Origin of the sequence: Haloarcula onubensis, from assembly GCF_031624605.1 — an archaeon.
In the GTDB taxonomy this organism is placed as follows: Archaea; Halobacteriota; Halobacteria; order Halobacteriales; family Haloarculaceae; genus Haloarcula; species Haloarcula onubensis.
Map to the genome: position 1 here is coordinate 97,988 of NZ_JAMQOS010000001.1, position 26,407 is coordinate 124,394.

General features: G+C 66.9%; 26 protein-coding genes and 1 tRNA gene. 22 read left to right on the plus strand and 5 right to left on the minus strand.

The annotated features are described in order from the left end of the window. The first annotated feature begins 1 nt into the window (after position 1). The 4 genes from rpoB to NDI86_RS00595 are packed head-to-tail and all read left to right on the plus strand — an operon-like array spanning position 2 to position 6,334. Entirely contained in the window at positions 2–1,828 is a 1,827-nt protein-coding gene (rpoB, locus tag NDI86_RS00580) for a DNA-directed RNA polymerase subunit B (RefSeq protein ID WP_310898443.1), read from the plus strand. Then, positions 1,825–4,734, plus strand: a complete 2,910-nt coding sequence (locus NDI86_RS00585; RefSeq protein WP_310898444.1) for a DNA-directed RNA polymerase subunit A' — start codon at positions 1,825–1,827, stop codon at positions 4,732–4,734. Before rpoB ends, NDI86_RS00585 begins: the two co-directional genes overlap by 4 nt. Continuing rightward, a complete protein-coding gene (gene rpoA2, locus NDI86_RS00590; protein ID WP_310898445.1) occupies positions 4,734–5,909 on the plus strand; it encodes a DNA-directed RNA polymerase subunit A'' in 1,176 nt (391 codons plus the stop codon). Before NDI86_RS00585 ends, rpoA2 begins: the two co-directional genes overlap by 1 nt. Then, positions 5,909–6,334: a NusA-like transcription termination signal-binding factor gene (locus NDI86_RS00595; protein WP_310898446.1), complete on the plus strand. Its 426-nt coding sequence runs from the start codon at positions 5,909–5,911 to the stop codon at positions 6,332–6,334. The genes rpoA2 and NDI86_RS00595 overlap by 1 nt, the downstream gene beginning before the upstream one ends. Positions 6,335–6,346: 12 nt before the next feature. Here the strand turns inward: NDI86_RS00595 and NDI86_RS00600 are convergent, their stop codons facing one another. Next, positions 6,347–7,132 (minus strand): DICT sensory domain-containing protein, encoded by a 786-nt coding sequence (locus NDI86_RS00600; RefSeq protein WP_310898447.1) that lies wholly within the window; start codon positions 7,130–7,132, stop codon positions 6,347–6,349. Between the two features lie 186 nt (positions 7,133–7,318). Between NDI86_RS00600 and NDI86_RS00605 the strand changes: the two genes are divergently transcribed. From NDI86_RS00605 to NDI86_RS00640, 8 genes are all read left to right on the plus strand, one after another. Then, positions 7,319–7,747 carry a 30S ribosomal protein S12 gene (locus tag NDI86_RS00605; protein WP_220589566.1) on the plus strand — a complete coding sequence of 143 codons (429 nt, stop codon included), beginning with the start codon at positions 7,319–7,321 and terminating at the stop codon, positions 7,745–7,747. 2 nt (positions 7,748–7,749) lie between these two features. Next, positions 7,750–8,373, plus strand: coding sequence for a 30S ribosomal protein S7 (locus NDI86_RS00610; RefSeq protein WP_310898448.1), 624 nt, complete (start codon positions 7,750–7,752; stop codon positions 8,371–8,373). Between the two features lie 101 nt (positions 8,374–8,474). Further along, positions 8,475–8,675: a DUF4177 domain-containing protein gene (locus NDI86_RS00615; RefSeq protein ID WP_310898449.1), complete on the plus strand. Its 201-nt coding sequence runs from the start codon at positions 8,475–8,477 to the stop codon at positions 8,673–8,675. After that, complete coding sequence (locus NDI86_RS00620; RefSeq protein WP_310898450.1) at positions 8,672–9,748, plus strand: DUF7972 family membrane protein; 1,077 nt, start codon at positions 8,672–8,674, stop codon at positions 9,746–9,748. The genes NDI86_RS00615 and NDI86_RS00620 overlap by 4 nt, the downstream gene beginning before the upstream one ends. A 50-nt stretch (positions 9,749–9,798) precedes the next feature. After that, positions 9,799–10,395 (plus strand): biotin transporter BioY, encoded by a 597-nt coding sequence (locus NDI86_RS00625; RefSeq protein ID WP_310898451.1) that lies wholly within the window; start codon positions 9,799–9,801, stop codon positions 10,393–10,395. After that, positions 10,392–11,090 (plus strand): energy-coupling factor ABC transporter ATP-binding protein, encoded by a 699-nt coding sequence (locus tag NDI86_RS00630; protein WP_310898452.1) that lies wholly within the window; start codon positions 10,392–10,394, stop codon positions 11,088–11,090. The genes NDI86_RS00625 and NDI86_RS00630 overlap by 4 nt, the downstream gene beginning before the upstream one ends. Continuing rightward, on the plus strand, positions 11,084–11,800 hold the full coding sequence (locus tag NDI86_RS00635) for an energy-coupling factor transporter transmembrane component T family protein (RefSeq protein ID WP_310898453.1): 717 nt from the start codon (positions 11,084–11,086) through the stop codon (positions 11,798–11,800). Before NDI86_RS00630 ends, NDI86_RS00635 begins: the two co-directional genes overlap by 7 nt. A 65-nt stretch (positions 11,801–11,865) precedes the next feature. Next, entirely contained in the window at positions 11,866–13,413 is a 1,548-nt protein-coding gene (locus tag NDI86_RS00640) for a receiver/sensor box histidine kinase (protein WP_310898454.1), read from the plus strand. A 5-nt stretch (positions 13,414–13,418) separates the two neighbouring features. On the opposite strand, the gene NDI86_RS00645 is transcribed toward NDI86_RS00640, so the two are convergent. Further along, the gene (locus NDI86_RS00645; protein ID WP_310898455.1) at positions 13,419–14,168 is read right to left on the minus strand and encodes a DUF5781 family protein; all 750 of its coding nucleotides are present in this window, start codon (positions 14,166–14,168) and stop codon (positions 13,419–13,421) included. A 328-nt stretch (positions 14,169–14,496) separates the two neighbouring features. Between NDI86_RS00645 and NDI86_RS00650 the strand changes: the two genes are divergently transcribed. Together NDI86_RS00650 and NDI86_RS00655 are read left to right on the plus strand one after the other, a co-directional pair. Next, a complete protein-coding gene (locus tag NDI86_RS00650) occupies positions 14,497–16,683 on the plus strand; it encodes an elongation factor EF-2 (RefSeq protein WP_310898456.1) in 2,187 nt (728 codons plus the stop codon). A 167-nt stretch (positions 16,684–16,850) separates the two neighbouring features. Beyond that, complete coding sequence (locus NDI86_RS00655) at positions 16,851–17,072, plus strand: hypothetical protein (protein ID WP_310898457.1); 222 nt, start codon at positions 16,851–16,853, stop codon at positions 17,070–17,072. Here the strand turns inward: NDI86_RS00655 and NDI86_RS00660 are convergent. Genes NDI86_RS00660 through NDI86_RS00670 form a run of 3 tightly spaced genes read right to left on the minus strand, consistent with a single transcriptional unit; the run spans position 17,069 to position 19,790 of the window. Next, positions 17,069–17,740: an ABC transporter ATP-binding protein gene (locus NDI86_RS00660; RefSeq protein WP_310898458.1), complete on the minus strand. Its 672-nt coding sequence runs from the start codon at positions 17,738–17,740 to the stop codon at positions 17,069–17,071. The two genes, NDI86_RS00655 and NDI86_RS00660, sit on opposite strands and share 4 nt — an antisense overlap. Further along, complete coding sequence (locus NDI86_RS00665) at positions 17,733–18,815, minus strand: ABC transporter permease (protein WP_310898459.1); 1,083 nt, start codon at positions 18,813–18,815, stop codon at positions 17,733–17,735. The genes NDI86_RS00660 and NDI86_RS00665 overlap by 8 nt, the downstream gene beginning before the upstream one ends. Next, positions 18,816–19,790 carry a hypothetical protein gene (locus NDI86_RS00670; RefSeq protein ID WP_310898460.1) on the minus strand — a complete coding sequence of 325 codons (975 nt, stop codon included), beginning with the start codon at positions 19,788–19,790 and terminating at the stop codon, positions 18,816–18,818. 148 nt (positions 19,791–19,938) lie between these two features. On the opposite strand from NDI86_RS00670, the gene NDI86_RS00675 reads away from it, so the two are divergent. The 8 genes from NDI86_RS00675 (at position 19,939) to NDI86_RS00710 (ending at position 26,374) form a co-directional block, all read left to right on the plus strand. Further along, positions 19,939–20,472, plus strand: coding sequence for an amino acid-binding protein (locus NDI86_RS00675; RefSeq protein WP_310898461.1), 534 nt, complete (start codon positions 19,939–19,941; stop codon positions 20,470–20,472). Continuing rightward, positions 20,469–21,422 carry a homoserine dehydrogenase gene (locus NDI86_RS00680; protein WP_310898462.1) on the plus strand — a complete coding sequence of 318 codons (954 nt, stop codon included), beginning with the start codon at positions 20,469–20,471 and terminating at the stop codon, positions 21,420–21,422. Before NDI86_RS00675 ends, NDI86_RS00680 begins: the two co-directional genes overlap by 4 nt. Before the next feature lie 150 nt (positions 21,423–21,572). Further along, on the plus strand, positions 21,573–22,838 hold the full coding sequence (gene tuf / locus NDI86_RS00685; protein ID WP_310898463.1) for a translation elongation factor EF-1 subunit alpha: 1,266 nt from the start codon (positions 21,573–21,575) through the stop codon (positions 22,836–22,838). A gap of 3 nt (positions 22,839–22,841) precedes the next feature. Continuing rightward, the gene (rpsJ, locus tag NDI86_RS00690; protein ID WP_262174971.1) at positions 22,842–23,153 is read left to right on the plus strand and encodes a 30S ribosomal protein S10; all 312 of its coding nucleotides are present in this window, start codon (positions 22,842–22,844) and stop codon (positions 23,151–23,153) included. A 191-nt stretch (positions 23,154–23,344) separates the two neighbouring features. Then, positions 23,345–23,416, plus strand: a tRNA-Ala gene (locus NDI86_RS00695). A 176-nt stretch (positions 23,417–23,592) separates the two neighbouring features. Beyond that, a complete protein-coding gene (locus NDI86_RS00700) occupies positions 23,593–24,147 on the plus strand; it encodes an RNA polymerase sigma factor (protein WP_310898464.1) in 555 nt (184 codons plus the stop codon). A 139-nt stretch (positions 24,148–24,286) separates the two neighbouring features. Continuing rightward, positions 24,287–24,742 (plus strand): hypothetical protein, encoded by a 456-nt coding sequence (locus NDI86_RS00705; protein WP_310898465.1) that lies wholly within the window; start codon positions 24,287–24,289, stop codon positions 24,740–24,742. A gap of 273 nt (positions 24,743–25,015) precedes the next feature. After that, the gene (locus NDI86_RS00710) at positions 25,016–26,374 is read left to right on the plus strand and encodes a hypothetical protein (protein WP_310898466.1); all 1,359 of its coding nucleotides are present in this window, start codon (positions 25,016–25,018) and stop codon (positions 26,372–26,374) included. Positions 26,375–26,407 lie beyond the last annotated feature (33 nt).

Below are 26,407 nucleotides of genomic sequence, written 5' to 3' on the forward strand. Positions count from 1 at the left end.
CATGAGTCAGAGCCGAGAAGCCAAAGTATACGTCAACGGTAGCCTGGTCGGGACACATCCCGACCCCGAACAGCTCGCAGAACAGGTCCGACAGGCCCGACGCCGGGGGGACGTCTCCCAGATGGTCAACGTCTCGGTGAAGGGACGGACCGACGAGGTCATCATCAACGCCGACGCCGGACGGGCCCGCCGCCCGCTGCTCGTCGTCGAGAACGGCGAGCCGCTGATGACCGACGAACAGGTCGAGGCCGTCAAGAACGGCGACCTGGAGTTCGAGGAACTCGTCGAGCGCGGCCTCGTGGAGTTCATCGACGCCGAGGAGGAGGAGGATATCCTCGTCGGGGTCAGCGAGGACGAACTCACGGAGAACCACACCCACCTCGAAGTCGACCCGCAGCTGATGTTCGGTATCGGCGCGGGGATGATTCCGTACCCCGAGCACAACGCCAGCCCGCGGATTACGATGGGGTCGGGGATGATAAAGCAGTCGCTGGGCCTGCCCAGCGCGAACTACCGCATCCGGCCCGACACCCGCCAGCACCTGCTGCACTACCCGCAGCTCTCGATGGTCAAGACCCAGACCACGGAGCAAATCGGTTACGACGACCGGCCCGCCGCGCAGAACTTCGTCGTCGCCGTCATGAGCTACGAGGGGTTCAACATCGAGGACGCCCTCGTGATGAACAAGGGGTCGGTCGACCGCGCGCTGGCTCGCTCCCACTTCTTCCGGACCTACGAGGGCGAGGAACGGCGCTACCCCGGCGGGCAGGAGGACCGCTTCGAGATGCCCGACGAGGACGTGCGCGGCGCTCGCGGCGAGGAGGCGTACACGCACCTCGACGACGACGGCCTCGTCAACCCGGAGACCCAGGTCGGCGAGAACGCCGTCCTGCTCGGGAAGACGTCGCCCCCGCGGTTCCTCGAAGAGCCCGACGACATGGGCGGGCTCTCGCCCCAGAAGCGACGCGAGACCAGCGTGACCATGCGCTCGGGCGAATCCGGCGTCGTCGACACGGTGACGCTGATGGAGGGTGAGGACGGTTCCAAGCTCTCGAAGGTCTCCGTGCGCGACGAGCGCATCCCCGAACTGGGCGACAAGTTCGCCAGCCGTCACGGCCAGAAGGGCGTCGTCGGCCACATCGCGCCCCAGGAGGACATGCCCTTCACCGAGGAGGGGGTCGTCCCGGACCTCGTCATCAACCCGCACGCGCTGCCCTCGCGCATGACCGTCGGCCACATCCTGGAGATGATCGGCGGGAAGGTCGGCGCCCTCGAAGGGCGTCGCGTGGACGGCACCGCCTTCACCGGGGAGGACGAGGAGGAACTGCGTGGCTCCCTGGAGGAACACGGCTTCGACTCCTCGGGCAAGGAGACGATGTACTCCGGCGTGACCGGCGAGAAGATTGAAGCCGACATCTTCGTCGGCGACATCTTCTACCAGAAGCTGTATCACATGGTCTCGAACAAGCTGCACGCCCGCTCGCGCGGGCCGGTGCAGGTGCTGACCCGCCAGCCCACGGAAGGCCGGGCCCGCGAGGGCGGCCTGCGCGTGGGTGAGATGGAACGCGACGTGCTCATCGGGCACGGCGCGGCGATGGCGCTCAAGGAGCGCCTGCTCGACGAGTCCGACCGCGAGTGGATAAACGTCTGTGGCAAGTGTGGGATGACCGCCGTCGAGAACGTCGAACAGCGACGTATCTACTGCCCCAACTGCGAGGAGGAGACCGACATCCACGAGGTCGAGATGTCCTACGCGTTCAAACTCCTGCTCGACGAGATGAAGGCGCTGGGCATCGCCCCGCGCATCGAACTGGAGGACGCCGTATGAGTTCACAACAGACACCACAGGAGATCGGGTCGCTCAGCTTCGGGCTGATGGACCCCGAGGAGTACCGCGAGATGTCGGCCACGAAAGTGATCACGGCCGACACCTACGACGACGACGGCTTCCCCATCGACATGGGGCTGATGGACCCGCGCCTGGGCGTCATCGACCCCGGCCTGGAGTGTAAGACCTGCGGGAAACACAGCGGGTCGTGCAACGGCCACTTCGGCCACATCGAACTCGCCGCGCCCGTCATCCACGTCGGCTTCGCGAAGCTCATTCGCCGCCTGCTTCGGGGCACCTGCCGGGAGTGCTCCCGGCTCTGTCTCGACGAGCACGAGCGCGACGAGTTCCGCGACCGACTCCAGCGGACCCGCGACCTGGGTCGTGACTTGAACGACGTGACCAAGGCCGCCATCCGGCAGGCCCGCAAGAAGGACACGTGTCCGTTCTGCGGCGAGAAGCAGTACGACATCAAACACGAGAAGCCGACGACCTACTACGAGGTCCAGCAGGTGCTCTCGGCCGACTACCCCGGCCGCATCGCCGAGGCCATGGAGGAGGCCGACGACCGCATCACGCCAAGCGACCTCGCCGAGGAGACCGGCATCGACGCCGGCCGCGTCCAGGAGATTATCAGCGGTGACTTCCGCCCGCGACAGGAGGACCGCCGGGCCATCGAGAAGGCCCTCTCCGTCGACCTCACCGAGGAGGACATGAACAAGCTGATGCCCTCCGACATCCGGGACTGGTTCGAGGACATCCCGGACGAGGACATCGAGGTCCTGGGGATGAACCCCGAGCGCTCCCGGCCGGAGTGGATGATTCTGACCGTCCTGCCGGTGCCGCCGGTCACCGCTCGTCCCTCGATTACGCTGGACAACGGCCAGCGCAGCGAGGACGACCTGACCCACAAGCTCGTGGACATCATCCGCATCAACCAGCGGTTCATGGAGAACCGCGAGGCGGGTGCCCCACAGCTCATCATCGAGGACCTCTGGGAGCTGCTGCAGTACCACGTCACCACGTTCATGGACAACGAGATTTCGGGCACGCCGCCGGCGCGACACCGCTCCGGTCGCCCCCTGAAGACCCTCTCCCAGCGCCTGAAGGGCAAGGAGGGCCGCTTCCGTGGCTCCCTGTCGGGCAAGCGTGTCAACTTCTCCGCTCGTACCGTCATCTCGCCGGACCCGACCCTCTCGCTGAACGAGGTCGGCGTCCCCGAACGGGTCGCCCGCGAGATGACCCAGACGATGAACGTCAACGAGCGCAACCTCGACAACGCCCGGCGCTACGTCGCCAACGGGCCCGAGGGCCACCCCGGCGCCAACTACGTCCGCCGGCCCGACGGCCGCCGCCTGAAGGTGACCGAGAAGAACTGCGAGGAACTCGCAGAGAAGGTCGAGCCCGGCTGGGAAGTGTCCCGGCATCTGGTCGACGGCGACATCATCATCTTCAACCGGCAGCCGTCGCTGCACCGGATGTCCATCATGGCCCACGAGGTCGTGGTGATGCCGTACAAGACGTTCCGGCTCAACACCGTCGTCTGTCCGCCCTACAACGCCGACTTCGACGGCGACGAGATGAACATGCACGCGCTGCAAAACGAGGAGGCCCGCGCGGAGGCCCGGGTCCTCATGCGCGTGCAGGAACAGATGCTCTCGCCGCGCTTCGGCGAGAACATCATCGGGGCCATCCAGGACCACATCAGCGGGACCTACCTGCTGACCCACACCAACCCGCAGTTCAACGAGACGCAGGCCCTGGACATGCTCCGGGCGACGCGTATCGACGAGCTGCCCGCCCCGGACGGCGAGGACGAGACCGGCGAGCCCTACTGGACCGGCCGAACGCTGTTCTCGGAGCTGCTGCCCGACGACCTGAACCTCGAATTTACGTCCTCCGCCGGCGACACCGTCGTCATCGAGGACGGCCAGATGGTCTCGGGCACCATCGACGAGGACGGCGTGGGCGCCTTCGGCGGCGAGGTCGTCGACGTCATCGCCAAGGACTACTCGAAGACCCGCGCCCGAATCCTGGTCAACGAGATTTCCGCGCTGGCGATGCGTTCCATCATGCACTTTGGCTTCTCCATCGGTATCGACGACGAGTCGATTCCCCACGAGGCCGAAGAGCAGATCAACGACGCCATCGACAACGCCTACGACCGCGTCGAGGAACTCATCGAGACCTACGAGCGGGGCGACCTCGAATCGCTGCCCGGCCGTACGGTCGACGAGACCCTGGAGATGAAGATAATGCAGACGCTGGGCAAGGCCAGGGACTCCGCCGGTGACATCGCCGAGGACCACTTCGACGACGACAACCCGGCCGTCGTGATGGCCGAGTCCGGCGCGCGTGGCTCGATGCTGAACCTGACCCAGATGGCCGGCTGTGTCGGCCAGCAGGCAGTTCGGGGCGAGCGCATCAACCGCGGCTACGAGAACCGCACCCTCTCGCACTTCGAGGAGAACGACCTCTCCTCGGACGCCCACGGCTTCGTGGAGTCGTCCTATCGGTCCGGCCTCGGTCCGAAGGAGTTCTTCTTCCACGCGATGGGTGGCCGCGAGGGGCTGGTGGACACGGCAGTCCGGACCTCCAAATCCGGCTACCTCCAGCGCCGGCTCATCAACGCGCTCTCCGAACTGGAGACCCAGTACGACGGCACCGTCCGGGACACGAGCGACACCATCGTCCAGTTCGAGTTCGGCGAGGACGGCACCTCGCCGGTGGACGTCTCCTCGAACCAGGACGAGGCCGCCGTCGACGTCGAGGGGATAGCCGACAGCGTCCTCGACGAGGAGTTCGAGAGCGACAAACAGAAAGAGAGCTTCCTCGGGCAGCGGACCGAGCGAACGAACCTCTCCGAACACGCCGACGACTGGTGGATGGCGGAGGGTGACGACTAATGGTATCAGATGACATCGAGGCCGTCGTCGAGGACACGGAGCTCCCCCGGCGGCTGAAAGACGAGGTGTACAGCGCGGTCGAAGCACGCGGCGTCGGCGTCGAGGACGCCGACCGCATCGCCCAGGCCGTCGAGTCCCGGTACATGCAGACCCGCGTCGACCCGCTTGACCCGGTCGGAACCGTCTCGGCCCAGTCCATCGGCGAACCCGGAACGCAGATGACGATGAACACGTTCCACTACGCGGGGGTCGCCGAAATCGACGTGACCCAGGGGCTGCCACGCCTCATCGAACTCGTGGACGCCCGGAAGACGCCGGACACGCCGATGATGACGGTCCATCTCGACGAGGAGTACGCCGACGACCGCGAGAAGGCCCACGAGGTCGTCTGGAAGATAGAGGCCACGCGCATCCTCGCGCTGGGTGATATCTCCACGAACGTCGCGGACATGCTCGTCCAGATCGACTTAAACGAGGAGACCTTACAGGAGCGGTGGCCCACGGTCGACAACACCGAGGCCATCGCCGAGGAGATCGCAGAGACCATCGAGTCGAATCTCGGCGTCCAGGCCCGCCAGGCCGGGACTGTCATCGAGTTCGGCCCCGAGGAGCCCAGCTACCGAGACCTGCTCCAGTTGGTCGAGGAACTGCGCGACATCGTCTTCAAGGGTATCGACGAGATATCCCGCGTCGTCATCCGCAAGGAGGACCTCGAAGACGGCGAGGAGTTCGTCCTCTACACCGAGGGCTCCGATTTCGGCGAAGTCCTCGGCATCGAGGGCGTCGACGCCTCCCGGACGACGTGTAACAACATCCACGAGATTTACCGGAGCCTCGGCGTCGAGGCCGCCCGCGAGACGCTCATCAACGAGACGATGAACACGCTCGAAGAGCAGGGGCTGGACGACGTGAACGTCCGCCACCTGATGCTGGTCGCGGACATCATGACCAACGAGGGGACCATCGAGTCCATCGGCCGCCACGGCATCTCGGGGTCGAAAGACTCCGTGCTGGCGCGGGCCGCCTTCGAGGTGACGGTGAACCACCTGCTCGACGCCGCCATCCACGGCGAGGTCGACGAACTGGACGGCGTCACGGAGAACGTCATCGTCGGCAAGCCCATCAAGCTGGGCACCGGCGACGTCGACCTCCGCATGGGCACCACACAGGACTGATGGGCGTCGAAATCTCGGACGAAGCCCGGCGGCTGGTCGCCCTCTTCGAGGACGAGGCCGGTGTCACCGTCCGGGATTGCGTCGTCGACGAGGCCCACGAACAGGTGGTCTACCTGGTCAAGCGCGGTCAGATAGCCGACGCCATCGGCCCCGGCGGCACCACCGTTTCCCGCGTCGAGGAGCGACTGGGCCGGGACGTGAAACTCATCGAGGACGCCGAGCGCGCCGAGGACTTCGTCGCCAACGCCCTGGCACCAGCGGCCGTCTACAACGTCACCGTCTCGGAGAACGGCGACACCGTCGCCTACGTCGAGGTCCCACAGGAGGACCACGGGGCGGCCATCGGACGCGACGGCCGCAACATCGACGCCGCGCGAACCCTGGCGAAGCGACACTTCGACATCGACGGCATCGAGTTGACCTGAGGGCTCGCGAACTCAGTCGCGGGTACCCGACTGTAGCGCGGTTTCGAGGTAGGCGGCGGTCTCCTCGACCAGCTCGCGGGATTCTGTCCAGACGGCTCGCCACTCGTTGTCGCCGACCAGGACGGCGACGAGGGCGATGTGTTCGGGCCCCCCGTCGGGGGGCTCGTAGACGACGAACCACGAGCGCCGCAGCTCCTCGCCGCCGGCCGCGTGGACCGTCGCGTCGAGCGCGTCGGCGACCCGGCTCCCGTGCTCGCGCCCCCCGTAGATGTGTACGTCGAGCGCCGTCTCCGCGAGCCGTTCGTGGACGGCCCGCGTCCCGCCCTCGGCGTCGAGCCGCGCGAGGTACTGGAAGCCGACGTGGTAGGTCCCTTCGGCGGCCGACAGCGCCCGCCCCTCGATGAGCCGGGAGATGACGACGAGTACGAGCTTCTCCTTGGCCGAGGCCGGGAACCCCCGGACGTGGAACTCGACGTCGCTCAGCCCGGCGAGCACGTCCGGGACGGCCCGCTCGTCGAGGAGGTTCGGGCCGGTCCGGTAGTAGTCGGTGTTGACAAGCAGGAAGGTATCGCGGAGCTGTGCCATCGGTGAGGTGGCGGTGACGCGGCCGTCCTCGACCAGCAGGACCACGTCGTCGTCGCCCTCGGGGACGTAGACATCACCGAGACTGACACCCTGGTTCTCGAACGCCCGACGGAGCAGCGACAGGAGCGTATCGGGCCCCTGTCTGTTGACGGTGACCAGCGCCTTCTCGGTCCGGGGCGCGGTGTCGATACACTCCGCGAGCGAGGACAGCATTGTCTCCCAGACATCAGCATTACAATTAATGGTGTCGGCTCCTTCACCAGCTGAAACCCGGCCGGTCGCGCCGCGCGCGAGCGGGCTGTCGACGCGTCGGTCGTCCCGTGTGAACGCCAGACACTGGCGTGTCCGCGACGACGAAAGAGGAGTCTTAAGTAGCTCGGCAGGATACCGACGTGTACTATGGCAAACGGCAAATACGCCGCGCGCAAGCTGAAGAAGGACCGCCAGAAACACCGGTGGTCCGACTCGGACTACGCGCGACGCGAGCGCGGGCTCGGCAAGAAGTCCGACCCGCTCGAAGGCGCTCCTCAGGGCCGCGGTATCGTGCTGGAGAAGGTGGGCATCGAGGCCAAACAGCCCAACTCCGCGATTCGGAAATGCGTGCGGGTCCAGCTCATCAAGAACGGCAAGCAGGTCACCGCGTTCTGTCCCGGCGACGGCGCTATCTCCTTTATCGACGAACACGACGAGGTCACCATCGCCGGTATCGGCGGCGCGAAGGGTCGCGCGATGGGCGACCTCTCCGGTGTCAACTACAAGGTCGAGAAGGTAAACGGCGTCTCGATGCTCGAACTCGTCCGCGGTAACGCCGAGAAACCGGTCCGATAACCATGAGTGCAGACGAAGACGCCCCCGAACCCGAGGAATCGGCCGACGAAGTCCCCGAGGAAGAGCCGGCCCGCGCCGAGCTGTTCGGCGAGTGGTCGGTCACCAACATCGAGTATTCGGACCCCTCGACGGAACGGTACATCACGGTGACGCCCATCGCTCACACGATGGGTCGCCACTCGAACAAGCAGTTCCAGAAGTCCGAAATCAGCGTCGTCGAGCGGCTCATCAATCGCTTGATGCAGACCGACGAGAACACGGGCAAGAAACAGCTCGCCACCAGCATCGTCAGCGACGCCTTCGACATCGTCCACGAGCGCACCGAGGAGAACCCGGTGCAGGTGCTCGTCCAGGCCGTCGAGAACAGCGCGCCCCGCGAGGAGACCGTCCGCCTGAAGTACGGCGGTATCTCGGTCCCGAAGGCCGTCGACGTCGCGCCCCAGCGCCGCGTCGACCAGGCACTGAAGTTCATCGCCGAGGGCACCTACGGCGGCTCGTTCAAGACGACCACCAGCGCCGAGGAGGCCCTGGCGTCCCTGCTCATCGGCGCCGCCAACAACGACGTCAGCACCTACTCGGTCAACCAGAAAGAAGAGAAAGAGCGCGTCGCGGCCGCAGCGCGGTAATATCGCTTCCGTTCTCCCGTTTTCTCACGCCCGGTAGCACGGGCTCCGGCTCTCTATAGTCACCTCGTTGACCTTTTCACCGAGGGGCGCCTCCCCGGCGTATGGACGCCGACCGAACCACCTGGGAGTACGAGACGCTCCGGCCGCGCCGGGGGCCGACGAAGAAGGAAGCCGTCGACCCGAAAGCGGCGCTGAACGACCTCGGCGCCGAGGGGTGGGAGCTCGTCGACACCGTCGAGTACGTCGGCGGCGGGACGAAGTACCTCCTGTTCAAGCGACCGGCGACAGACGGTGACGAATGAGTCAACAGCCCGAGCCCGACGTCGACGCCGACCCCGACGCCGACACCGACATGCGGACCAGCGGCGACACGGATATCAGCACGGCCAACACGATGCGCGAACGGGCCGGCGAGAGCCGGTTCAAGCTCTGGGTGTTGCTCAGCGCGAACCGCCTGCTCATCACGGGCGTCCTCGCCGCCGTCGTCTTCGCGACGTTCGTCGCGCTCGGTGCGGTCGTCGTCCCGGACTCCGTCTCGACGCTCCAGTCGGGGGACACGCGGGCGACCCTGTTCTCGACGATGCTGGGCGCGATTATCACCGGCACGACGCTCGTCGTCACCATCAGTCAGCTCGTCATCTCCCAGGAGAACGGGCCCCTCGGCGACCAGCACGAACGGATGAGCAACACGATGGACGTCCGGGACTACGCCAGCGAACTGTTCGACGAGCCGACGCCGGCGGACCCCTCGGCGTTCCTGCGGACGCTCGTCGACGAGACACGCCGACGGACGAAGGCCCTGCGAGACGCCGTCTCGGGCAGCGACGACGACGAACTCCGCGGGGAGGTCGACGAGTTCACCGACAGCGTCACCGGCAACGCCGACGAGGTGGGCGACGAACTCGACGGGGCGACGTTTGGCTCCTTCGACGTGTTGTTCGCCGCGCTCGATTTCAACTACGGCTGGAAGATATTCCAGGTGGAGCGACTCGCCCACGACTACGGCGACGCCATCGACGACGAGACCGAGACGCTGCTACAGGAACTGCGGACGACGCTGTCGATGTTCGGGCCGGCCCGCGAACACATCAAGACGCTGTACTTCCAGTGGGCGCTCATCGACCTCTCCCAGCTCATCCTCTACGTGGCGGTGCCAGCGCTGGTCGTCGCCGGCGGGATGCTCGCCTTCTTCGGGAGCGGGCCGGTCCCCGGGATGACGGCCGGCGTCCGGAACATCCTCTGGCTCGTCGGCGGGGCCTTTACGGTCTCCCTGCTCCCCTTCCTCCTGCTGGTGTCGTACATCGCCCGCATCGCCACCGTCGCCAAGCGAACGCTCGCTATCGGCCCCTTTATCCTGCGGGACTCCCAGCGGTGACGGCGCTGTAAACCACTAGCTATTTCTTGGTTGACGGGCCACTCGTTGGTATGTCAGGAACGCAGTCGGTCGACCTCGTCGGTGATGAGGCCGTCTCGAACATCGCGCTCGCGGCGCTGTTGGCGGCGCTGACGGCCGCGTTCGCGTACGTCTCGATACCGTTGCCGGGGCTTCCCGCGCCCGTCTCCTTCCAGGTCTTTGGCGTCTACTTCGCCGGCCTGCTGCTGGGGCCGCGCTGGGGCGGCTTCTCCATCGGGCTGTACCTGCTGGCCGGTATCGCCGGCGCGCCGGTGTTCTCGAACGCGGGAAGTGGCCTGGGGTACGTGGTGGGTCCCACGGGCGGGTATCTCGTCGGCTTCCTGCTTGCGGCGGTGCTCATCGGCGCTATCGCCCACCGGAGCATAGAGCCAAAGCCACTCTCCGAGGTCCCGCTCGCGCGACAGGTCGTGGCCCTCCTCGCCGGGCTGGTGTGTATCTACGCCGTCGGCGTTCCGTGGCTGGTCGCCGTCGCCGGGCTCCCGCCGGCCGAGGCACTGACCGTCGGCGCGCTAATCTTCCTCCCCGGTGACGCCATCAAGATAGCCGCGACGCTGGCGCTGGTCAAGGGCGGGGTGCTCGCCCGCCAGCAGTCGACCGCGACCGCATGATAGCGGTCAGGGACCTCACCCACCGCTTTGGCGACGCCGTCGCCCTCGACGAGGTGACGCTGTCGATACCGGACGGCCAGTTCTGCCTGCTGGTCGGGCCCAACGGCAGCGGGAAGACGACGCTGGTGCGTCACTTCAACGCCCTGCTGGAGCCCGACTCGGGCACCGTCACCGTCGACGGCACGGACGTGACCGCGGACCCGCTCGCGGCCCGGACGGCCGTCGGCATGGTGTTCCAGCAGCCCCGCGACCAGCTCGTGGCCGCCACCGTCGGCGCCGACGTGGCCTTCGGGCCCGAGAATCTCGGCCTCGACCGCGACGAAATCGACCGCCGCGTCACCTCGGCGCTGTCGGCGGTCGAACTCGACGGCCGCGAGGACGCCCACGTCGACACCCTCTCGGGCGGCGAGCAGGCCCGCGTCGCCATCGCCGGCGCGCTGGCCATGGAGCCGACACACCTCGTGTTGGACGAGCCCTTCGCCGGGCTGGACCTGCGCGCGCGCCGGTCGCTGCTGGCCCGACTGGACTCGCTGCAGGCGGCGGGGACGAGCGTCGTCGTCGTCACGCACGACCTGCGGGACCTCCGGGAGCGGGCCGACCGTGTCGTCGCGCTGGCCGACGGCGAAATCGTCGCCGACGCGCCCCCGGACGATATCGCCGACCTGGAAGCCCACGGTGTCGACGGCGGATGCTGACCTACGCTCCCGGCGAGACGGTCGCCCACCGGCTCGACGCCCGGTCGAAGCTAGCCTGTCAGTTCGGCTTCGCCGTCGCCGCCTTCGCGGGGCCGACGCCGCGGCGGCTGGCGGTCCTGACCGGGCTGGCGGCGCTGGCGCTACTGGCCGGGCGGCTCTCGCCGCTCTCGGTCGCCCGGAGCTACCGCTTCGCGCTGGTCATCCTCCTGTTGAGCCCGCTGTCGGCGCTACTGGCGCTGACGCCGCCGTATCTGGACCCGGCGCGGGCGGTCGGGCCGCTACTGGCGATAACGCGGGTCGTCCTCGTGTTGACCGTGGCCGCCGTCTACGTCCGGACGACGCCGGTCAGAGAGAGCCGAGCGGTCATCCAGCGGTACGTCCCGGGCCGGACCGGCCAGGCGCTTGGCGTCGGCGTGGCGCTGACCTTCCGCTTTCTCCCCGTCCTCCGCCGGGACCTGCTGTCGGTGCGGGAGGCCATCCAGGCCCGCGGGGGCGGGCGCCGGTCGGTCGTCGACCGGGCACGGCGCATCGCCGTCGTCGGACTGGCACGGGCACTCTCGCGCTCGGACCGGCTCTCGCTCGCGCTCCGGGCCCGCTGTTTCGCCTGGAACCCGACCCCGCCCGAGATGGCCTTTCGCCGCCGGGACTATCCGGTGGCAGCGCTGGGCGTCGCGCTTTCGTGCTGGCCGCTGGTCGCGGTCGTCCCGTGAGTCGGATACTGACAGCTATCTTCCACCATTATTATTTACGGGCGTTGTTAATACCATTATCAACCATGGTCGATAGGGGAACAGCCGCCGAACTCCTCTACGTCGGGCCCGACCCGGACGGGACGATAGTCACACGGCTCCGGAGCGGCCTCACGTCGGCCTCGGTGACGGTCGCCGCGGACCTCTCGACGCTCGACGCGCGACTCGACGCCGACCCGGACTGCGTGGTAGTCCACCACGACCTCCCGGACGGCACCGGCTTCGACGCGGACGACCTCGTCAGGGCGGCCGACCCCGTCGTCCCGGTCGTGCTGCTGGCCGAGCCGACCGGTACCGTCGCGGCGACGGCGGTCGAGCGGGACCTGCACGGGTTCGTCCCGCTCTCGGACGGGCGGCCGGCGGACCGACTCGTCGGGACTGTCGAGCGCGCGCTCGAAGGAGCCCGGACCGACCTGCCGGCGGGCGCCCAGCCCGCGGACGACACGGGGGACGTGCGGTGGAAGGCGGACATCCTGGACCAGTTGTTCGAACGGCTCCCCGTCCACCTCTACGTCAAGGACGCCGACGCACGACACGTCCGTGTCAGTCAGGCCCACACCGACGACCCGTCGACGGTCGTGGGCCGCTCTGACCTCTACAGCCGACTCGTCCCCGCCGGCGAGGCCAGCAAGGGCCTCGCCGACGACCTGGACGTCATCGAGTCGGGCGAGTCCATCGTCGACCGCGAGGAGTACTACGCCTCACGCGACGAGTGGTACCTGACATCGAAGGTGCCCCGCTACGACGGGGACGGGAACATCGTCGGTCTCATCGGAGTCAGCCGGGAGATAACGGAGCGACGGAAAGCACAGGAGCGGCTCGAAGCGCTGAACGAACGCCTCGAGCAGTTCGTCTCGACCGCCTCACACGACCTGCGGAATCCGCTCACGGTCGCACGCGGCCGCGTCGAACACGAACGAGACCAGCGCGACAGCGACCACCTGGCGGCCGCAGAGCACGCGCTCACCCGGATGGAGTCGCTCGTCGACGACCTGCTGACGCTGGCGCGCGGCGAGAACGACATCCAGCGGACCGACCACCTCCAGCTGTCGGCCGTGGCCCGCTCGTGCTGGGCGGACGTCCCGACCGACGGGGCGACGCTCCACGTGGAGACGGACCTGGAGTTCGAGGGCGCCCGCGGGCGGGTCCGGCAACTCCTCGAGAACCTCTTCCGGAACGCCGTCGAGCATAGCTCGACGGGCAATCGGAACACACAGCGTCCCGACGACGCCGTGGAACACGGTTCCACGACCCCTGACTCGCAGGCTCGCCAGGACGCCGCGGGGCAGGGCTCAGCGGACGACGCGGATACGACGGCCGCCGCGGTCAACGTCCGGGTCGGCGCGCTGTCGTCGGACGCGGGTTTCTTCGTCGCCGACGACGGCACCGGTATCCCCGAGTCCGAACGGGACACCGTCTTCGAATCGGGGTACAGCACGCAGGACACCGGGACCGGGTTCGGGCTGAGCATCGTCGAGGACGTCGCACAGGCCCACGGCTGGACGGTCGAGGTGACGGCCGCCGAGTCGGGCGGTGCGCGGTTCGAGGTCACCGGCCTCGACGTGCTCGACTGACCGCGCTAGTCGGCGGCCTGGCCGCTGCCGGCCGTAGCGTACGCTCTCGTGATGTCGACCAGTGCCTTCCGGAACTCCGACTCGTCGGGGTCGGGCGAGAGGCCGGCGAAGTAGCGCTTGAACTCCGTCACGTCGATGCCATCGGCGTCCTGCCCGGCCGCGTGCGCGAGGTCGTACAGCGGGTGACCCTCGCCGACGAGGTCGTGGCGCTCGACCAGCGCCAGCGCGAAGGCCGCGTTGACCGCCGTGATGTCGGGGTCGGCGGCGGGCGTGAGCTGGGTCCAGCCCGGCTGACCGCCCGGACGGTCCGAGACGGCGGCCGCGAGACTCGCCTCCAGAAAGGCCACCAGCTTCTCGCCCGAGACCAGCGCCATCCAGACGTCGTCGGCGTAGATGTCTTTCATGTGGTTTGCTATCTGGTAGCAGTGCGTGAGCTTGCGCTGCTCGACGCTGTGGCCCGCGAGCGCGAGGTAGATGGCCTCCTCGGTCGACTGGGTGTGGGAGGGGTGGCCCCGCTCGTTGTGGTGCATGTGGGCGAACTCGTGAAGCGCGAGTTCGCGGGCCATCGCGCTCGTGGCCGCCTGCCGGGAGATAGTGAGTTCGTGACCGGCGGCGTCGTGGCTCACGCGTGTCCGCTCGTCGGGGTCCTCGCGGACCCGGACCGTCACCGGTCTGTCGAGGTCGTGTTCGGTCGAGAAGAGGTTTCGCGCGCCGAGAAACGGTTCGGCCGGTCCGCCCTGTACGTGTACGTCCATGTGTCTCGTTCACACGGGCCGGCGGCGTATGGTTCTTGCGGGCTTGCTAGCTATTGCCAGCCAGGAATCGGCCACGGGCCGACAGCTCACACACCCCGACACTGCCCTTCTCACTGCTCGGGAGAGTCCGTCCATCCCGCACAGACAGACCGGCGGTCCGCTCTCTGCCGAGCGTCCCCGTTCGCGTATCGCTGACACGCTCACGGGAAAACACCGCCAGTCCGCTCGACAGGCTCGCTTCCTGCCGCCCTTCCGCGCTCGCGTCTCGGTGAGACGCTCACGGGGAAACACTATCCTTTTGACCCTGCTGACGATACGATTCTGTATAATGGGCCGACGCAAAAAGATTGTACAAGAATGTGAGACACTGATGAGCGACCCGGAACACATCCGGAACATCGCCATCGCCGCTCACGTCGACCACGGCAAGACGACGCTGACGGACAACCTGCTCGCTGGGGCAGGCATGATATCCGACGACACCGCGGGCCAGCAGCTCGCGATGGACACCGAGGAGGACGAGCAGGAACGCGGTATCACCATCGACGCGGCCAACGTCTCGATGACCCACGAGTACGAGGACCAGAACCACCTCATCAACCTCATCGACACGCCCGGCCACGTCGACTTCGGCGGAGACGTCACCCGCGCGATGCGGGCCGTCGACGGCGCGCTGGTCGTCGTGGACGCCGTCGAGGGCGCGATGCCCCAGACCGAGACGGTGCTCCGGCAGGCCCTGCGTGAGGGCGTCAAGCCGACGCTGTTCATCAACAAGGTCGACCGCCTCATCTCCGAGCTCCAGGAGGGCCCCGAGGAGATGCAGAAGCGACTCCTCAACGTCATCGACGACGTCAACGAGCTCATCCGCGGGATGACCGAGGAGATGGACGACATCGAGAACTGGACGGTCTCCGTCGAGGAGGGCACCGTCGGCTTTGGCTCCGCGCTGTACAAGTGGGGCGTCTCGATGCCGTCGATGCAGCGCACCGGCATGGACTTTGGCGACATCATGGAACTCGAACGCGCCGACAAGCGCCAGGAGCTCCACGAGCGCACGCCGCTGTCGAACGTCGTCCTCGACATGGTCTGTGAGCACTTCCCGAACCCCGTCGACGCCCAGCCGATGCGCGTCCCGCGCATCTGGCGTGGCGACGACGAGTCCGACCTCGCCGAGGACATGCGCCTCGTCAACGAGGACGGCGAAGTCGTCCTGATGGTCACCGACATCGGTGTCGACCCCCACGCCGGCGAAATCGCCGCCGGTCGTGTCTTCTCCGGCACGCTGGAGAAGGGCCAGGAGCTGTACGTCTCCGGGACCGCGGGCAAGAACCGCATCCAGAGCGTCGGTATCTACATGGGCGGCGAGCGCGAGGAAGTGGACCACGTCCCCGCCGGGAACATCGCCGCCGTCACCGGTCTCAAGGACGCCATCGCCGGCTCTACGGTGTCTTCCGTCGAGATGACCCCCTTCGAGTCCATCGAGCACATCTCGGAGCCGGTCATCACGAAGTCCGTCGAGGCCCAGAACATGGACGACCTGCCGAACCTCATCAAGACGCTCCAGCAGGTCGCCAAAGAGGACCCGACCATCCAGATCGAGATCAACGAGGACACCGGGGAACACCTCATCTCCGGCCAGGGTGAACTCCACCTCGAAGTCATCGGCCAGCGTATCGAGCGCAACCAGGGCATCCCCATCAACACCGGTGAGCCCATCGTCGTCTACCGCGAGGCCGTCCAGTCCGAGTCCCGCGAGGTCGAGGGCCGGTCGCCGAACAACCACAACCGGTTCTACATCACCGTCGAACCGCTGGGCGAGGACATCGTCGAGGCCATCAAGCTCGGCGAGGCCTCGATGGACATGCCCGAACTGGAGCGCCGTGAAGCGCTGCAGGAGGCCGGCATGGACAAGGACGACTCCCAGAACATCGAGCACATCCACGGGACGAACATCCTGCTCGACGAGACGAAGGGTATCCAGCACCTCAACGAGACGATGGAACTCGTCATCGAGGGGCTCGAGGAAGCGCTGGACGACGGCCCGCTGGCCAACGAACCCGTCCAGGGCTCGCTCCTTCGCCTCCACGACGCCCGCCTCCACGAGGACGCCATCCACCGCGGTCCGGCACAGGTCATCCCCGCCGTCCGGGAGGCCGTCCACAACGCGCTCATCGACGCCGACATCAAGCTGCTGGAGCCCATCCAGCAGGTCCGCATCGACGTCCCCAACGAGCACATGGGCGCCGCCAGCGGCGAGATTCAGGGCCGCCGTGGCCGCGTCGACGACATGTACCAGGAAGGCGACCTGATGGTCGTCGAGGGCGTCGCACCGGTCGACGAGATGATCGGCTTCTCCAGCGACATCCGGAGCGCCACCGAGGGCCGTGCCTCCTGGAACACCGAGAACGCCGGCTTCCAGGTCATGGCCGACAACCTCCAGCCGGAGAAGATCACGGAGATTCGAGAGCGCAAGGGCATGAAGACGGAACTGCCCGCCGCTATCGACTACTTCTAGAGAACCTTTTTGCTGCGGGGGGTGGCCGATGGCCACCCCCGCTTGCAAAAACGTTCGCGAAAAAGGCCGAACTCGCGCGACGCGCGAGTTCGGTATGCTTCTCTATCGTTCTCTCAGCTTTCTCCCGCTTTCCGCAAGCTTAGGCCGCTCCGTGGTAAACGTGTGGTATGGTCAACCGTCTCCACCAGTTCGTGGACCTCCTCGTCGCGGCGCTCATCGCCGGGACGACGACGTTCCTCTGGAGCCTCTTTGTCCCGCCGGCGTTCGCACTGTGGATTGCGACGCTGTTCGCGTCGATGTACTACTTCTCGCGCAATCCGTGGGGCTCGCCGAAGGGCGCGGCGTACAACGAGTGGATAGACGACCTCTACGACCAGTATCTGCCCTAGCTGTCGAGTCCGAGTACTTCGAGATACCGGTCGTGGGCGGTCTCGTCGGGGCCGACGGCGCCGTCGTACCGTACGTTGCCGCCGTCGAAGACGGTCAGGCGGTCGACGATGTCCTCGAAGCGGCCGACGTGGTGGGTGACGACGAGGACGGTCCGGTCGTCGGTACAGAACGCCGCGAGAAAGTCGAGCAAGCGGCGTTTCGAGGCGTCGTCCAGTTCGCTAAAGGGCTCGTCGAGCAGCAGGTAGGCGGGCCGTTTCAGGAAACCCAGCGCGAGGTCGAGTTTCTTCTGCCACCCGCCCGAGAGGGTCCCGGCGAGCTGGTCGGCCACCCGGTCGAGCCCGAACACCGAGAGCAGCCGCTCGCGCCAGTCCTCGCCGGGACAGCCCGACAGCCGGGCGAACACGTCCAGATTCTCGGCCACCGTCAGACCCGGGTAGAAAGTGGGGGACTGGAAGCTACAGCCGACGGGCACGTCGGGGACGGTGACGGTGCCGCTGGTCGGGCGGGTGAGCCCGAGCAGGAGGTCAAGCAGGGTGGTCTTCCCGCTGCCGTTGGGCCCGACCAGACAGTGGACCTGGCCGGGGCGGAGTTCGAGGTCCACGCTCTCTAAGGCCACCACGTCCCCGTAGGACTTGCTGACCCCCTCGAAGCGGATGGTGTCAGTCACGGTAGCCTCCCCGGTCGTAGTAGACGACGGTCCCGGCCAGAAAGAGGAGACACAGCACCGTGAAGCCGGTCAGCCCCAGCAGGTAGTCGCCGTAGGTCGCGAGGCCTTGCCCTTTCAGCGCGGCGCCGCGCTGGACGACCATCGAGTAGTGTAACGGACTGCTCTTTGCGATTTCCCGGCGCAGCGGCGAGAAAAAGCCCGCCGGATAGACCAGATTCGAGAAGGCCAGGCTCCCGAACATGAGGGTGACGTTGGCCATCCGGCCGACGGTGCGAAAGCGCGTCAGGAACATCACGCCGAGGCTGATTGCGGTGAGATAGACGAACGTGAGCAGCGTCACGCCGATAGCCGTGGGCACGACCAGGTCGACCGAGAAGTCCAGATACCACGCGATGGCCTGGAAGGTACCCACGGGAACGAGCAACAGCGGCGTGAGCACCACGAACTTGCTCGCGAGCAGTTGCCACAGCGAGGACTCGACGCGGATGCGCCGGAACACCTGCTGTTCCTCGGCGACGACGTAGGGGACGTACGCGAAGGCAAAGAGCATCGTCACGAGCATCGCGCCGACGCTGACCAGGAACTCCGAAAGGGTGCGGTCCTCCCCGACCGCGGTTCGCTCGACCCCCACGTCGGCGGGCAGTATCTGATTCGCCTGAAAGCGGAGGATGCTGGCGATGGCCAGCGAGGGCTGCTCGTAGGGGACCATCTCCTCCTCGACGTACATCTCGACGGTCACGTCGGCGTCGCTCTCGAGCAAGTCGGGCGGGACGACGAAGACGGCGTAGACCTCCTCGCGGGTGAGCGCGCGCATGGCCCGCTCGCGCTCGTCGACGTCGTAGCTGTGTGGCTCCGCGAAGAAGGTCGTCACGCCCCGCATCGCCGTCATATCGTCCCCGGTGACGTTCTCGCTCGCGGGGACGAGCGCGACCGGGGTGTCACGCGGGATGACCTGCTGGAAGGCGACGGTGCCGGCGGCCACGATGCCGGGCAGGACGACGAGGACGAGCACGACCGTCGCGAGGTTGTGTCGCAGCCACCGCAACTCCTTGTACAGCAGCGAGCGCAGCGACATCTAGAAGGCCCCGTAGAGATACCGGACGGTCCGCTGGAACGGGCCCAGTGGCTGCTCGTAGCGTACCGTCACCGTCTTGCCCTCGCGTGTGACGTTGACCGCCTCCAGCGACCTCGCGACGCTCTCGTTCTCGATGGTCCGCTGGCCGATGACCGCCGCCCCCTGTGTCGCCTGGGCGACCGTCTGTGCGTTCGCAGTGCTCGACGCTCCGAGCCGGACCGTCAGACCGGCCGTCCCCCCGTCGATGTAGTAGGTCCCGGCCGCGGTGTCGAGCTTCCGGTACACCTCGACGTTGACGAAATCGCCGCCGGCGGGCACCCACCGCCCAGGGGCCGACGTGGCAAAGCGAACCGTCCCGTTGCGCGTGCCCTCGTAGGCCGCCCGGAGCGGGCCGTCGAGGGCGTCGGCGTCACCCGCACTCACGTCGATGGTGTCACGCACCGCGGCCTGGGTGCCGACGACGACTTGTCCCTCGCCCAGCACCCCGATGTAGCGGTTCGAAGCGTTCGCCGGCACGTGGACGGTCGCCCCGCTGTACGTCGTCGTCCGATAGGTGCTGTTCGTGGTGTCCCGGATGCCCCCGACGGCAGTGTCGGTTTCGGCGTCCGTGTGGAGGACGAACCCGCCGTAGGCCGACTCGTTCTCGCTGCGGTTGTCGCTGAAGACGACCACCTCGCGGGCCGGACCCGGGTCGACACCCGTCTCGTTTTCGAATATCGCCGTGGCGTTGCCCGACCCGCCCACCGGCGCGCCGTTTGCCACCGCCGCGAGTTGCGTGATGCGGTCGCTCGTGATAGTCAGGTCGAGTCGAACGACGCTGTCGACGCCCGCCGGCACCTGGGTGATGGCGCCCGCCGAGTCCACCCCCCCGGTCAACGTCAGCGCCCCGGCGACGACTACGACGCCGATACCGACTGCGAGGAGTAGCTTCGTCCTCGATATCCCGTCCCCTGGCACCATCTGTTCCTGCCCCACAATGTCCAGCCGATGGTAAATGCGTACTGATTTATCAGGTTGGTAGAACGACGGGTCCGGCGGCCGTCCGAAACGGCGGGATTCTTATAGCTACCCGCTTTGAGTCTCCGGTAATGAGAGCTACGACTGTACAGGAGGTGAGCGGGCGATGAGCGACTCGACCGACGAGGTGCGGGCGTACACAGTGCGGCTCGAACTCGTCGACGAGCCCGGGGCGCTGCTTGACGCGCTCGAACCCATCGCCAGCAACGGCGGGAACCTCCTCTCTATCTTCCACGAGCGGGGGAACCTCACCCCGCGGGGCCACATCCCGGTCGAGGTCGACCTGGAGGCGACCCCCGAGCGCTTCGAGGGCATCGTCGAGGCGTTACGCGGGGCCGGCATCAACGTCATCCAGGCCGGCGCGGAGCGCTACAGCGAGGCCATGACGGTCGTCCTCTCGGGTCACCTCATCAACACCGACCTCTCCGACACCGTCTCGCGCATCCAGGAGGCGACCAACGCGACGGTGACCGACCTCTCGCTGTCGGCGCCCGAAGGCACCGAGGACGCCTCCAGCGCCCGCATCCGGTTGGCGACCGAACGGGACGCCGCTCAGGGCGTGCTCGACACCGTCCGCGGGGTCGCCGAGGAGAAGGACCTCCGCGTCATCGAGCCGCTCGGCCCCGGAGGTGACCTATGAGACTCGCCGTCATCGGCGCCGGCGCCGTCGGCTCCTCGGTCGCGGAACTCGCGGCCGACTACGGCCACACCGTCACCGCCTACGCCGACTCACAGAGCGCTGCCGTCGACGCCGCCGGTATCGACGTCGACGCCGCCGTCGAGCGCAAGCAGACCGACGGCGTCGTCGGCGACGCCGACCCCGCGGCCGCGGTCGACGGCCCCTACGACGTGCTCGTCGAGGCGACACCGACGACGCTGGGCGACGCCCAGCCCGGCTTTGGCCACGTCGAGACGGCACTGGCGAACGACCGCCACGTCGTGCTGGCGAACAAAGGCCCGGTCGCGGAGCGCTACGCCGACGTGCGCGCGCTGGAGCAAGACAGCGCCGGGACCGTCCTCTTCGAGGCCACCGTCGGCGGCGCGATGCCCGTGCTCTCGACCATCGCCGATTTCGACCCCGAACACATCACCGCGGTGCGGGGCGTCCTCAACGGCACCGCGAACTTCATCCTCTCGCGGATGGGCGCGGAGGGGCTGGGCTACGAACACGTGCTGGCCGAAGCTCAGGACCTCGGGGTCGCCGAGGCCGACCCCACCTTCGACGTCGACGGCACCGACGCCGCCTTGAAGGGTGTCATCGTCGCGAACGTCCTCTCCGAGGACGGGACCGAGTACACGCTCGAAGACGCCGACGTAGAGGGCATCCAGGACATCGAGGGCTCCGCGCTGGAACTGGCCGCGGAGGACGGCCGGACGGTGCGGCTCATCGCCGAAGTCGTCGAGGGTGAGGTCCGCGTCGGCCCGCGGCTCGTCCCCGAACACGCGCCGCTGGCCCCGACGGGAACCCGCAACATCGTCCAGTTGGAGACCGAACACGCCGGCCGGCTCAACATCTCCGGCCGTGGCGCCGGTGGTCCCGAGACAGCGAGCGCGGTGCTCGCCGACGTCGGTCGGCTCCCCGAACTGTAGCCGTCCCGTTCTCCCTGTGGTGGCGCCACACACGACACGCTCTCTCAAATCGCCAGACAGCGCCGCTCTCCCCGGCGAGGACTTTCGAAATCGTTTTATGAACCACCGGCCAAAGACTCCGATACAGCGCCCCTGCGCGTGAGAAACAACATGAGCGACGAACAACACCAGAACCTGGCCATCATCGGCCACGTCGACCACGGGAAGAGCACGCTCGTCGGCCGACTCCTGTACGAGACAGGGTCGGTACCGGAGCACGTCATCGAACAGCACAAGGAAGAGGCCGAGGAGAAGGGCAAGGGCGGCTTCGAGTTCGCCTACGTCATGGACAACCTCGCCGAAGAGCGAGAGCGCGGTGTCACCATCGACATCGCCCACCAGGAGTTCAGCACGGACACCTACGACTTCACCATCGTCGACTGTCCCGGCCACCGCGACTTCGTGAAGAACATGATCACGGGCGCGAGCCAGGCCGACAACGCCGTCCTCGTCGTCGCCGCAGACGACGGTGTCCAGCCACAGACCCAGGAGCACGTCTTCCTGGCCCGAACGCTTGGCATCGGCGAACTCATCGTCGGCGTCAACAAGATGGACCTCGTCGACTACAGCGAGGGCGACTACAAGCAGGTCGTCGAGGAGGTCAAGGAGCTGCTGAACCAGGTCCGCTTCGACACCGAAGACGCCTCCTTCATCCCTATCTCGGCATTCGAGGGCGACAACATCGCCGAGGCCTCGGACAACACGGGCTGGTACGACGGCGACATCCTGCTCGAAGCGCTCAACAACCTGCCGGCCCCGGAGCCGCCGACGGACGCGCCGCTCCGACTGCCGATTCAGGACGTCTACACGATTTCGGGTATCGGTACCGTCCCCGTCGGCCGCGTCGAGACGGGTATCCTCAACACCGGCGACAACGTCAGCTTCCAGCCGTCTGACGTCTCCGGCGAGGTCAAGACCGTCGAGATGCACCACGAGGAAGTCCCCAAGGCCGAGCCCGGTGACAACGTCGGGTTCAACGTCCGTGGCGTCGGCAAGGACGACATCCGCCGCGGCGACGTCTGTGGCCCCGCCGACGACCCGCCGTCGGTCGCCGAGACGTTCCAGGCCCAGATCGTCGTGATGCAGCACCCGAGCGTCATCACCGAGGGGTACACCCCGGTCTTCCACGCCCACACCGCACAGGTCGCGTGTACCGTCGAGTCCATCGACAAGAAGATCGACCCCTCCTCCGGCGAAGTCGCCGAGGAGAACCCCGACTTCATCCAGAACGGGGACGCCGCTGTCGTCACCATCCGACCGCAGAAGCCCCTCAGCATCGAGCCGTCGGGCGAGATTCCGGAGCTCGGTTCGTTCGCGATTCGGGACATGGGCCAGACCATCGCCGCTGGGAAGGTCCTCAGCGTCAACGAGCGATAACACATGTCCCAGCAGGCACGCGTTCGGCTCGCGGGCACGAGTCCCGAGGACCTGGACAACATCTGCGCCGACGTGCGGGAGATTGCCGAGAAGACGGGGGTCGAGCTGTCGGGCCCCGTCCCGCTCCCCACGAAGACGCTGGAAGTCCCCACCCGCAAGTCCCCCGACGGTGAGGGGACCGCGACGTGGGAACACTGGGAGATGCGCGTCCACAAGCGCCTCATCGATATCGATGCCGACGAACGGGCCCTGCGCCAGCTGATGCGCATCCAGGTGCCCAACGACGTCTCCATCGAGATCGTCCTCGAGGACTGAGCAGAATCTCCGATTCTGCGAAGGTCGAGGCGCGCCCGCAGGGCGCGACTCGGAACTGAGCGAAACCACCGGTTTCGCGACCCTCACCCCGAATCGCTGGCCGGGACACACTCCACACTCCGTGTGAATCGCTATCGAAAATCGTCCTCACGCGCAGGGTTTTTATCACCCCGCGTTCGAGAGGCACGTGCGGGCTCGTAGATCAGTGGCAGATCGCTTCCTTCGCAAGGAAGAGGCCCCGGGTTCAAATCCCGGCGAGTCCATGGCAGTTTCGGACTCTCTCGAAGGTTCCGTTTTCACCACGCTCACACCCACCAGATACGTCTTTCAGCCACGTTAGGCTGAAAACTACCGGCCGTTCTGAGCGAATTACTTACGCCGCGGGATTCGCCCCGCCGCTGTCTCCGACTCTCCCGAGGGAAAACCGGGGTGTTCCGGCGTGAGCCGCGCTAGTCGCGTCTGGCAGCCCAGCGAGGACCTGCCGACCCAGATAGGCGGTCCGCCGACGTTCTCGATGCCCGACGACCTGACCGGTAACACGTCGTGGGAACGCGCCTACCTCGAAGACGACGAGGGCGGCCCCGTCAACGACGCCGAGCGGATGGTCTACCTCTCCGGCAGCGACTACCCACACCGCTGTCTGTGGGCGCTACAGGGCCGTACGCTGGTCGCTGACTGCGACTGTGAGGCCCACCGCTACCGGGACGGCTGGTGCCCTCACGTCGCGTCGCTCTGGTGGCAGTGGATAACCGGTCGCATCTCGGTGAACCACGTCGAGACCGGGCGGGAGTACCCAGCGCCACCAGCGTGGCTCCAGCTCGACGACGACCCGACCGCCTACGAACAACTCACTCCTGCCGAACTCGACGCCCTCCTGACCTGCGACCTCGGGAGCCTCGGCGTTCGGGAGTACGCCCGAGTCTCTGGCCGGTCGCCCGGCACCGTCGGGAACCTGCTGGCCGACGCCCGAGCGAAGACGGAGGGCCGCCCATGACGCACACGCACGCCCCCGCCCTAGCGCGAGACCTTCTGGCAGCCCCCCACCCCCCTGTCCTACAAGTACCAACTTCGGCGGCCGTCACCACGCCGTGTGGGGATTCGGCCGCGTCTTACGAGGAGGTGGCTAGTCAGACATGACCGGTGGTTCGCAGCTCCACGAGGAGAGCGGCAGCGACAAAATCACGTTCCGACTACCCACCCACCTGAAGGAGCAGTACAAGGAGCAGGTCGACAACATGAGCGCCGACCTGGAGGACTACGTTCGTCAGCAAGTTGCTGAACCGACGACGGACGCCACGGTCGAACCCTACGACGACCCCGACAACCGAGACCTCGCTATCGCCTACCGGACGCTGTGCAAGAAGTGTACAGAGAACGGCATCGTCCGCGGCAAGACCGCGAAGCGGGCGCTCGCCCAGGCTGTCGACAACACCGACCAGCAAGACGCCCACAGGCTGCTCCGCCTGCTGGAGAAGCGCGGTTACGTCCACATGCAGACCGAGATTCCGCCGAGCGACTACACTGCGGTCTATGTCCGACCGTTCTCCCGACAAGCCGCTGGTCGAGGAGGTGCGCGAGCCGATGTCTGAGCAGCCTGTGAGCAGTACTGACTATAAGTGTAAACGGTGCTACGGAGACACTGAACCAGTCTCACTCTCCGGCGGTGGTAGAATCGGATGGTTCTGCTACGACTGTAGTTTGTTCCATCCTGGTGAGGGTGTGAACACTTGGCCACTGCGAGCGGCTACTGACCGGTCTGACTAAGCGGTCTTTCTCCGTTTTGCTTAGTTATTAATTTATCAGCTTAGCAACAGGTTTTATTTCTAGCTTGTCCGTGAGTACTTCTGGAGGATTCTAAACGAGTGACAGAGCGAATCAAGTACGGAACGAAAGCGGCCGCAGACGCCGCGAGAGACAGACACAGCGAGCACCTGTGTCCGGTCGACGACGACCGGCGACTGAAGACCGTCGCCTATACCAGCGACACGCCCCAGAGCGTGCTCGACACCGAGCGTCTCGAAGCCGCCGACGGGCGCGGCGAGCGGTCGGACGGCCCCGGACAGGTGGCCCTGTCGGACGGCGAGAAGGAGCGCATCGACTTCTCGAACCAGCGGGCCAACGTGCCCCACGCCAAGAGCGTGAAGGGCATCGCACAGGCCGAAGGAGTCGAGGACTGGGTAGCGTACTACGACGGCACCCTGACCGTCGACGAACACCGCGAGGTGATGGCCGACGCCGCCACCGAGAGCGGCAAGCGCACCGACGACACCGAGAGCGCCGACGAGAAGGCCGGTCGGGCAGCGCGGTCGGCACAGTCGAACCAGTGCGAACACGCCCACGGCCACTGTCAGAACGGCGACCCGGAGGCCTGCGAGTTCCTGACCGAAACCTGCGGCTACGACGACGAGCAGGTATCTCAGTGGCTCGACGACACCGGCGACTCCGAGGACAGCACCGAGCAGCGCGAACTCGTGACTGTCGGCGGTGATGAGTATCCCGAGATGGAGGTGACGCCCGAAGTCGCCGGGGCACTCAGGCAGTCGTGGCAAGGGTACAAGGGCGGTATCGGAGACCTCGATGAAGCCCTCTCTGCGGCCCGAGAGGCGGTCATCAACGCCCGGCAAGCGTGGCGAGCAATCAACCGGATTCGAGAAGCCAACGGACAGCCAGAGATGCACCCCAACCGGCTGCATACAATGCTCGACGCGCTCGACTCGATGCCAGCGACCATCCCCGAGGTGCGGACGCTGGCCCACTTCGCGGACCCCGGCGCTGGCCCGGTCGACGACGAGACCACCGACGAGAGCGGCCAGCAGTTTGCGAGCGAGCAGCAGGGCACGCTTTCGTCCGGGGTCGAGGCCGAAGAAGCCGCCGAAGAAAAACAGGTGACGCTCACCGGCAGCGACGAGGCGGGCAACGAGACCTCGCCGACAGCGTGGCGACGACGGGGCACCAACTGGGCGGGCGGCCCACACACGGTGCAACTCGACAGCCAGGGGCGCGGTGACTGGGTGGTCAAACTGACCGGCCCGGCCGGTCCCGTCGACGTGGCTACTCGGCTCCCCGACCCGAACACTGCCGAGGAGGTGGCCGAGGAGTTCACCAGCAGGGTCCAGCCCAACGAAGTGAGCGGCCACAACGCGGACGGAGCGGTACAGAACGCGGCAGCAGCCGCGAAGAAAGCAGCACTCCCGAACTCTGGAGGGCTGGCCGACTACTGACATGACCGACCAACACCACTGCCCCGTAGAGGG

Bases quoted from the DNA above. Each gene is read 5' to 3' on its own strand.
- NDI86_RS00640 (WP_310898454.1), top strand. From the start codon at position 11,866: ATGGTCGATAGGGGAACAGCCGCCGAACTCCTCTACGTCGGGCCCGAC.
- NDI86_RS00625 (WP_310898451.1), top strand. From the start codon at position 9,799: ATGTCAGGAACGCAGTCGGTCGACCTCGTCGGTGATGAGGCCGTCTCG.
- NDI86_RS00665 (WP_310898459.1), bottom strand. From the start codon at position 18,815: ATGTCGCTGCGCTCGCTGCTGTACAAGGAGTTGCGGTGGCTGCGACAC.
- NDI86_RS00635 (WP_310898453.1), top strand. From the start codon at position 11,084: ATGCTGACCTACGCTCCCGGCGAGACGGTCGCCCACCGGCTCGACGCC.
- NDI86_RS00645 (WP_310898455.1), bottom strand. From the start codon at position 14,168: ATGGACGTACACGTACAGGGCGGACCGGCCGAACCGTTTCTCGGCGCG.
- tuf (WP_310898463.1), top strand. From the start codon at position 21,573: ATGAGCGACGAACAACACCAGAACCTGGCCATCATCGGCCACGTCGAC.
- NDI86_RS00680 (WP_310898462.1), top strand. From the start codon at position 20,469: ATGAGACTCGCCGTCATCGGCGCCGGCGCCGTCGGCTCCTCGGTCGCG.
- NDI86_RS00705 (WP_310898465.1), top strand. From the start codon at position 24,287: ATGACCGGTGGTTCGCAGCTCCACGAGGAGAGCGGCAGCGACAAAATC.
- rpoB (WP_310898443.1), top strand. From the start codon at position 2: ATGAGTCAGAGCCGAGAAGCCAAAGTATACGTCAACGGTAGCCTGGTC.
- rpoA2 (WP_310898445.1), top strand. From the start codon at position 4,734: ATGGTATCAGATGACATCGAGGCCGTCGTCGAGGACACGGAGCTCCCC.
- NDI86_RS00595 (WP_310898446.1), top strand. From the start codon at position 5,909: ATGGGCGTCGAAATCTCGGACGAAGCCCGGCGGCTGGTCGCCCTCTTC.
- NDI86_RS00655 (WP_310898457.1), top strand. From the start codon at position 16,851: ATGGTCAACCGTCTCCACCAGTTCGTGGACCTCCTCGTCGCGGCGCTC.
- NDI86_RS00600 (WP_310898447.1), bottom strand. From the start codon at position 7,132: ATGCTGTCCTCGCTCGCGGAGTGTATCGACACCGCGCCCCGGACCGAG.
- NDI86_RS00605 (WP_220589566.1), top strand. From the start codon at position 7,319: ATGGCAAACGGCAAATACGCCGCGCGCAAGCTGAAGAAGGACCGCCAG.
- NDI86_RS00650 (WP_310898456.1), top strand. From the start codon at position 14,497: ATGGGCCGACGCAAAAAGATTGTACAAGAATGTGAGACACTGATGAGC.
- NDI86_RS00610 (WP_310898448.1), top strand. From the start codon at position 7,750: ATGAGTGCAGACGAAGACGCCCCCGAACCCGAGGAATCGGCCGACGAA.
- rpsJ (WP_262174971.1), top strand. From the start codon at position 22,842: ATGTCCCAGCAGGCACGCGTTCGGCTCGCGGGCACGAGTCCCGAGGAC.
- NDI86_RS00615 (WP_310898449.1), top strand. From the start codon at position 8,475: ATGGACGCCGACCGAACCACCTGGGAGTACGAGACGCTCCGGCCGCGC.
- NDI86_RS00620 (WP_310898450.1), top strand. From the start codon at position 8,672: ATGAGTCAACAGCCCGAGCCCGACGTCGACGCCGACCCCGACGCCGAC.
- NDI86_RS00630 (WP_310898452.1), top strand. From the start codon at position 10,392: ATGATAGCGGTCAGGGACCTCACCCACCGCTTTGGCGACGCCGTCGCC.
- NDI86_RS00585 (WP_310898444.1), top strand. From the start codon at position 1,825: ATGAGTTCACAACAGACACCACAGGAGATCGGGTCGCTCAGCTTCGGG.
- NDI86_RS00675 (WP_310898461.1), top strand. From the start codon at position 19,939: ATGAGCGACTCGACCGACGAGGTGCGGGCGTACACAGTGCGGCTCGAA.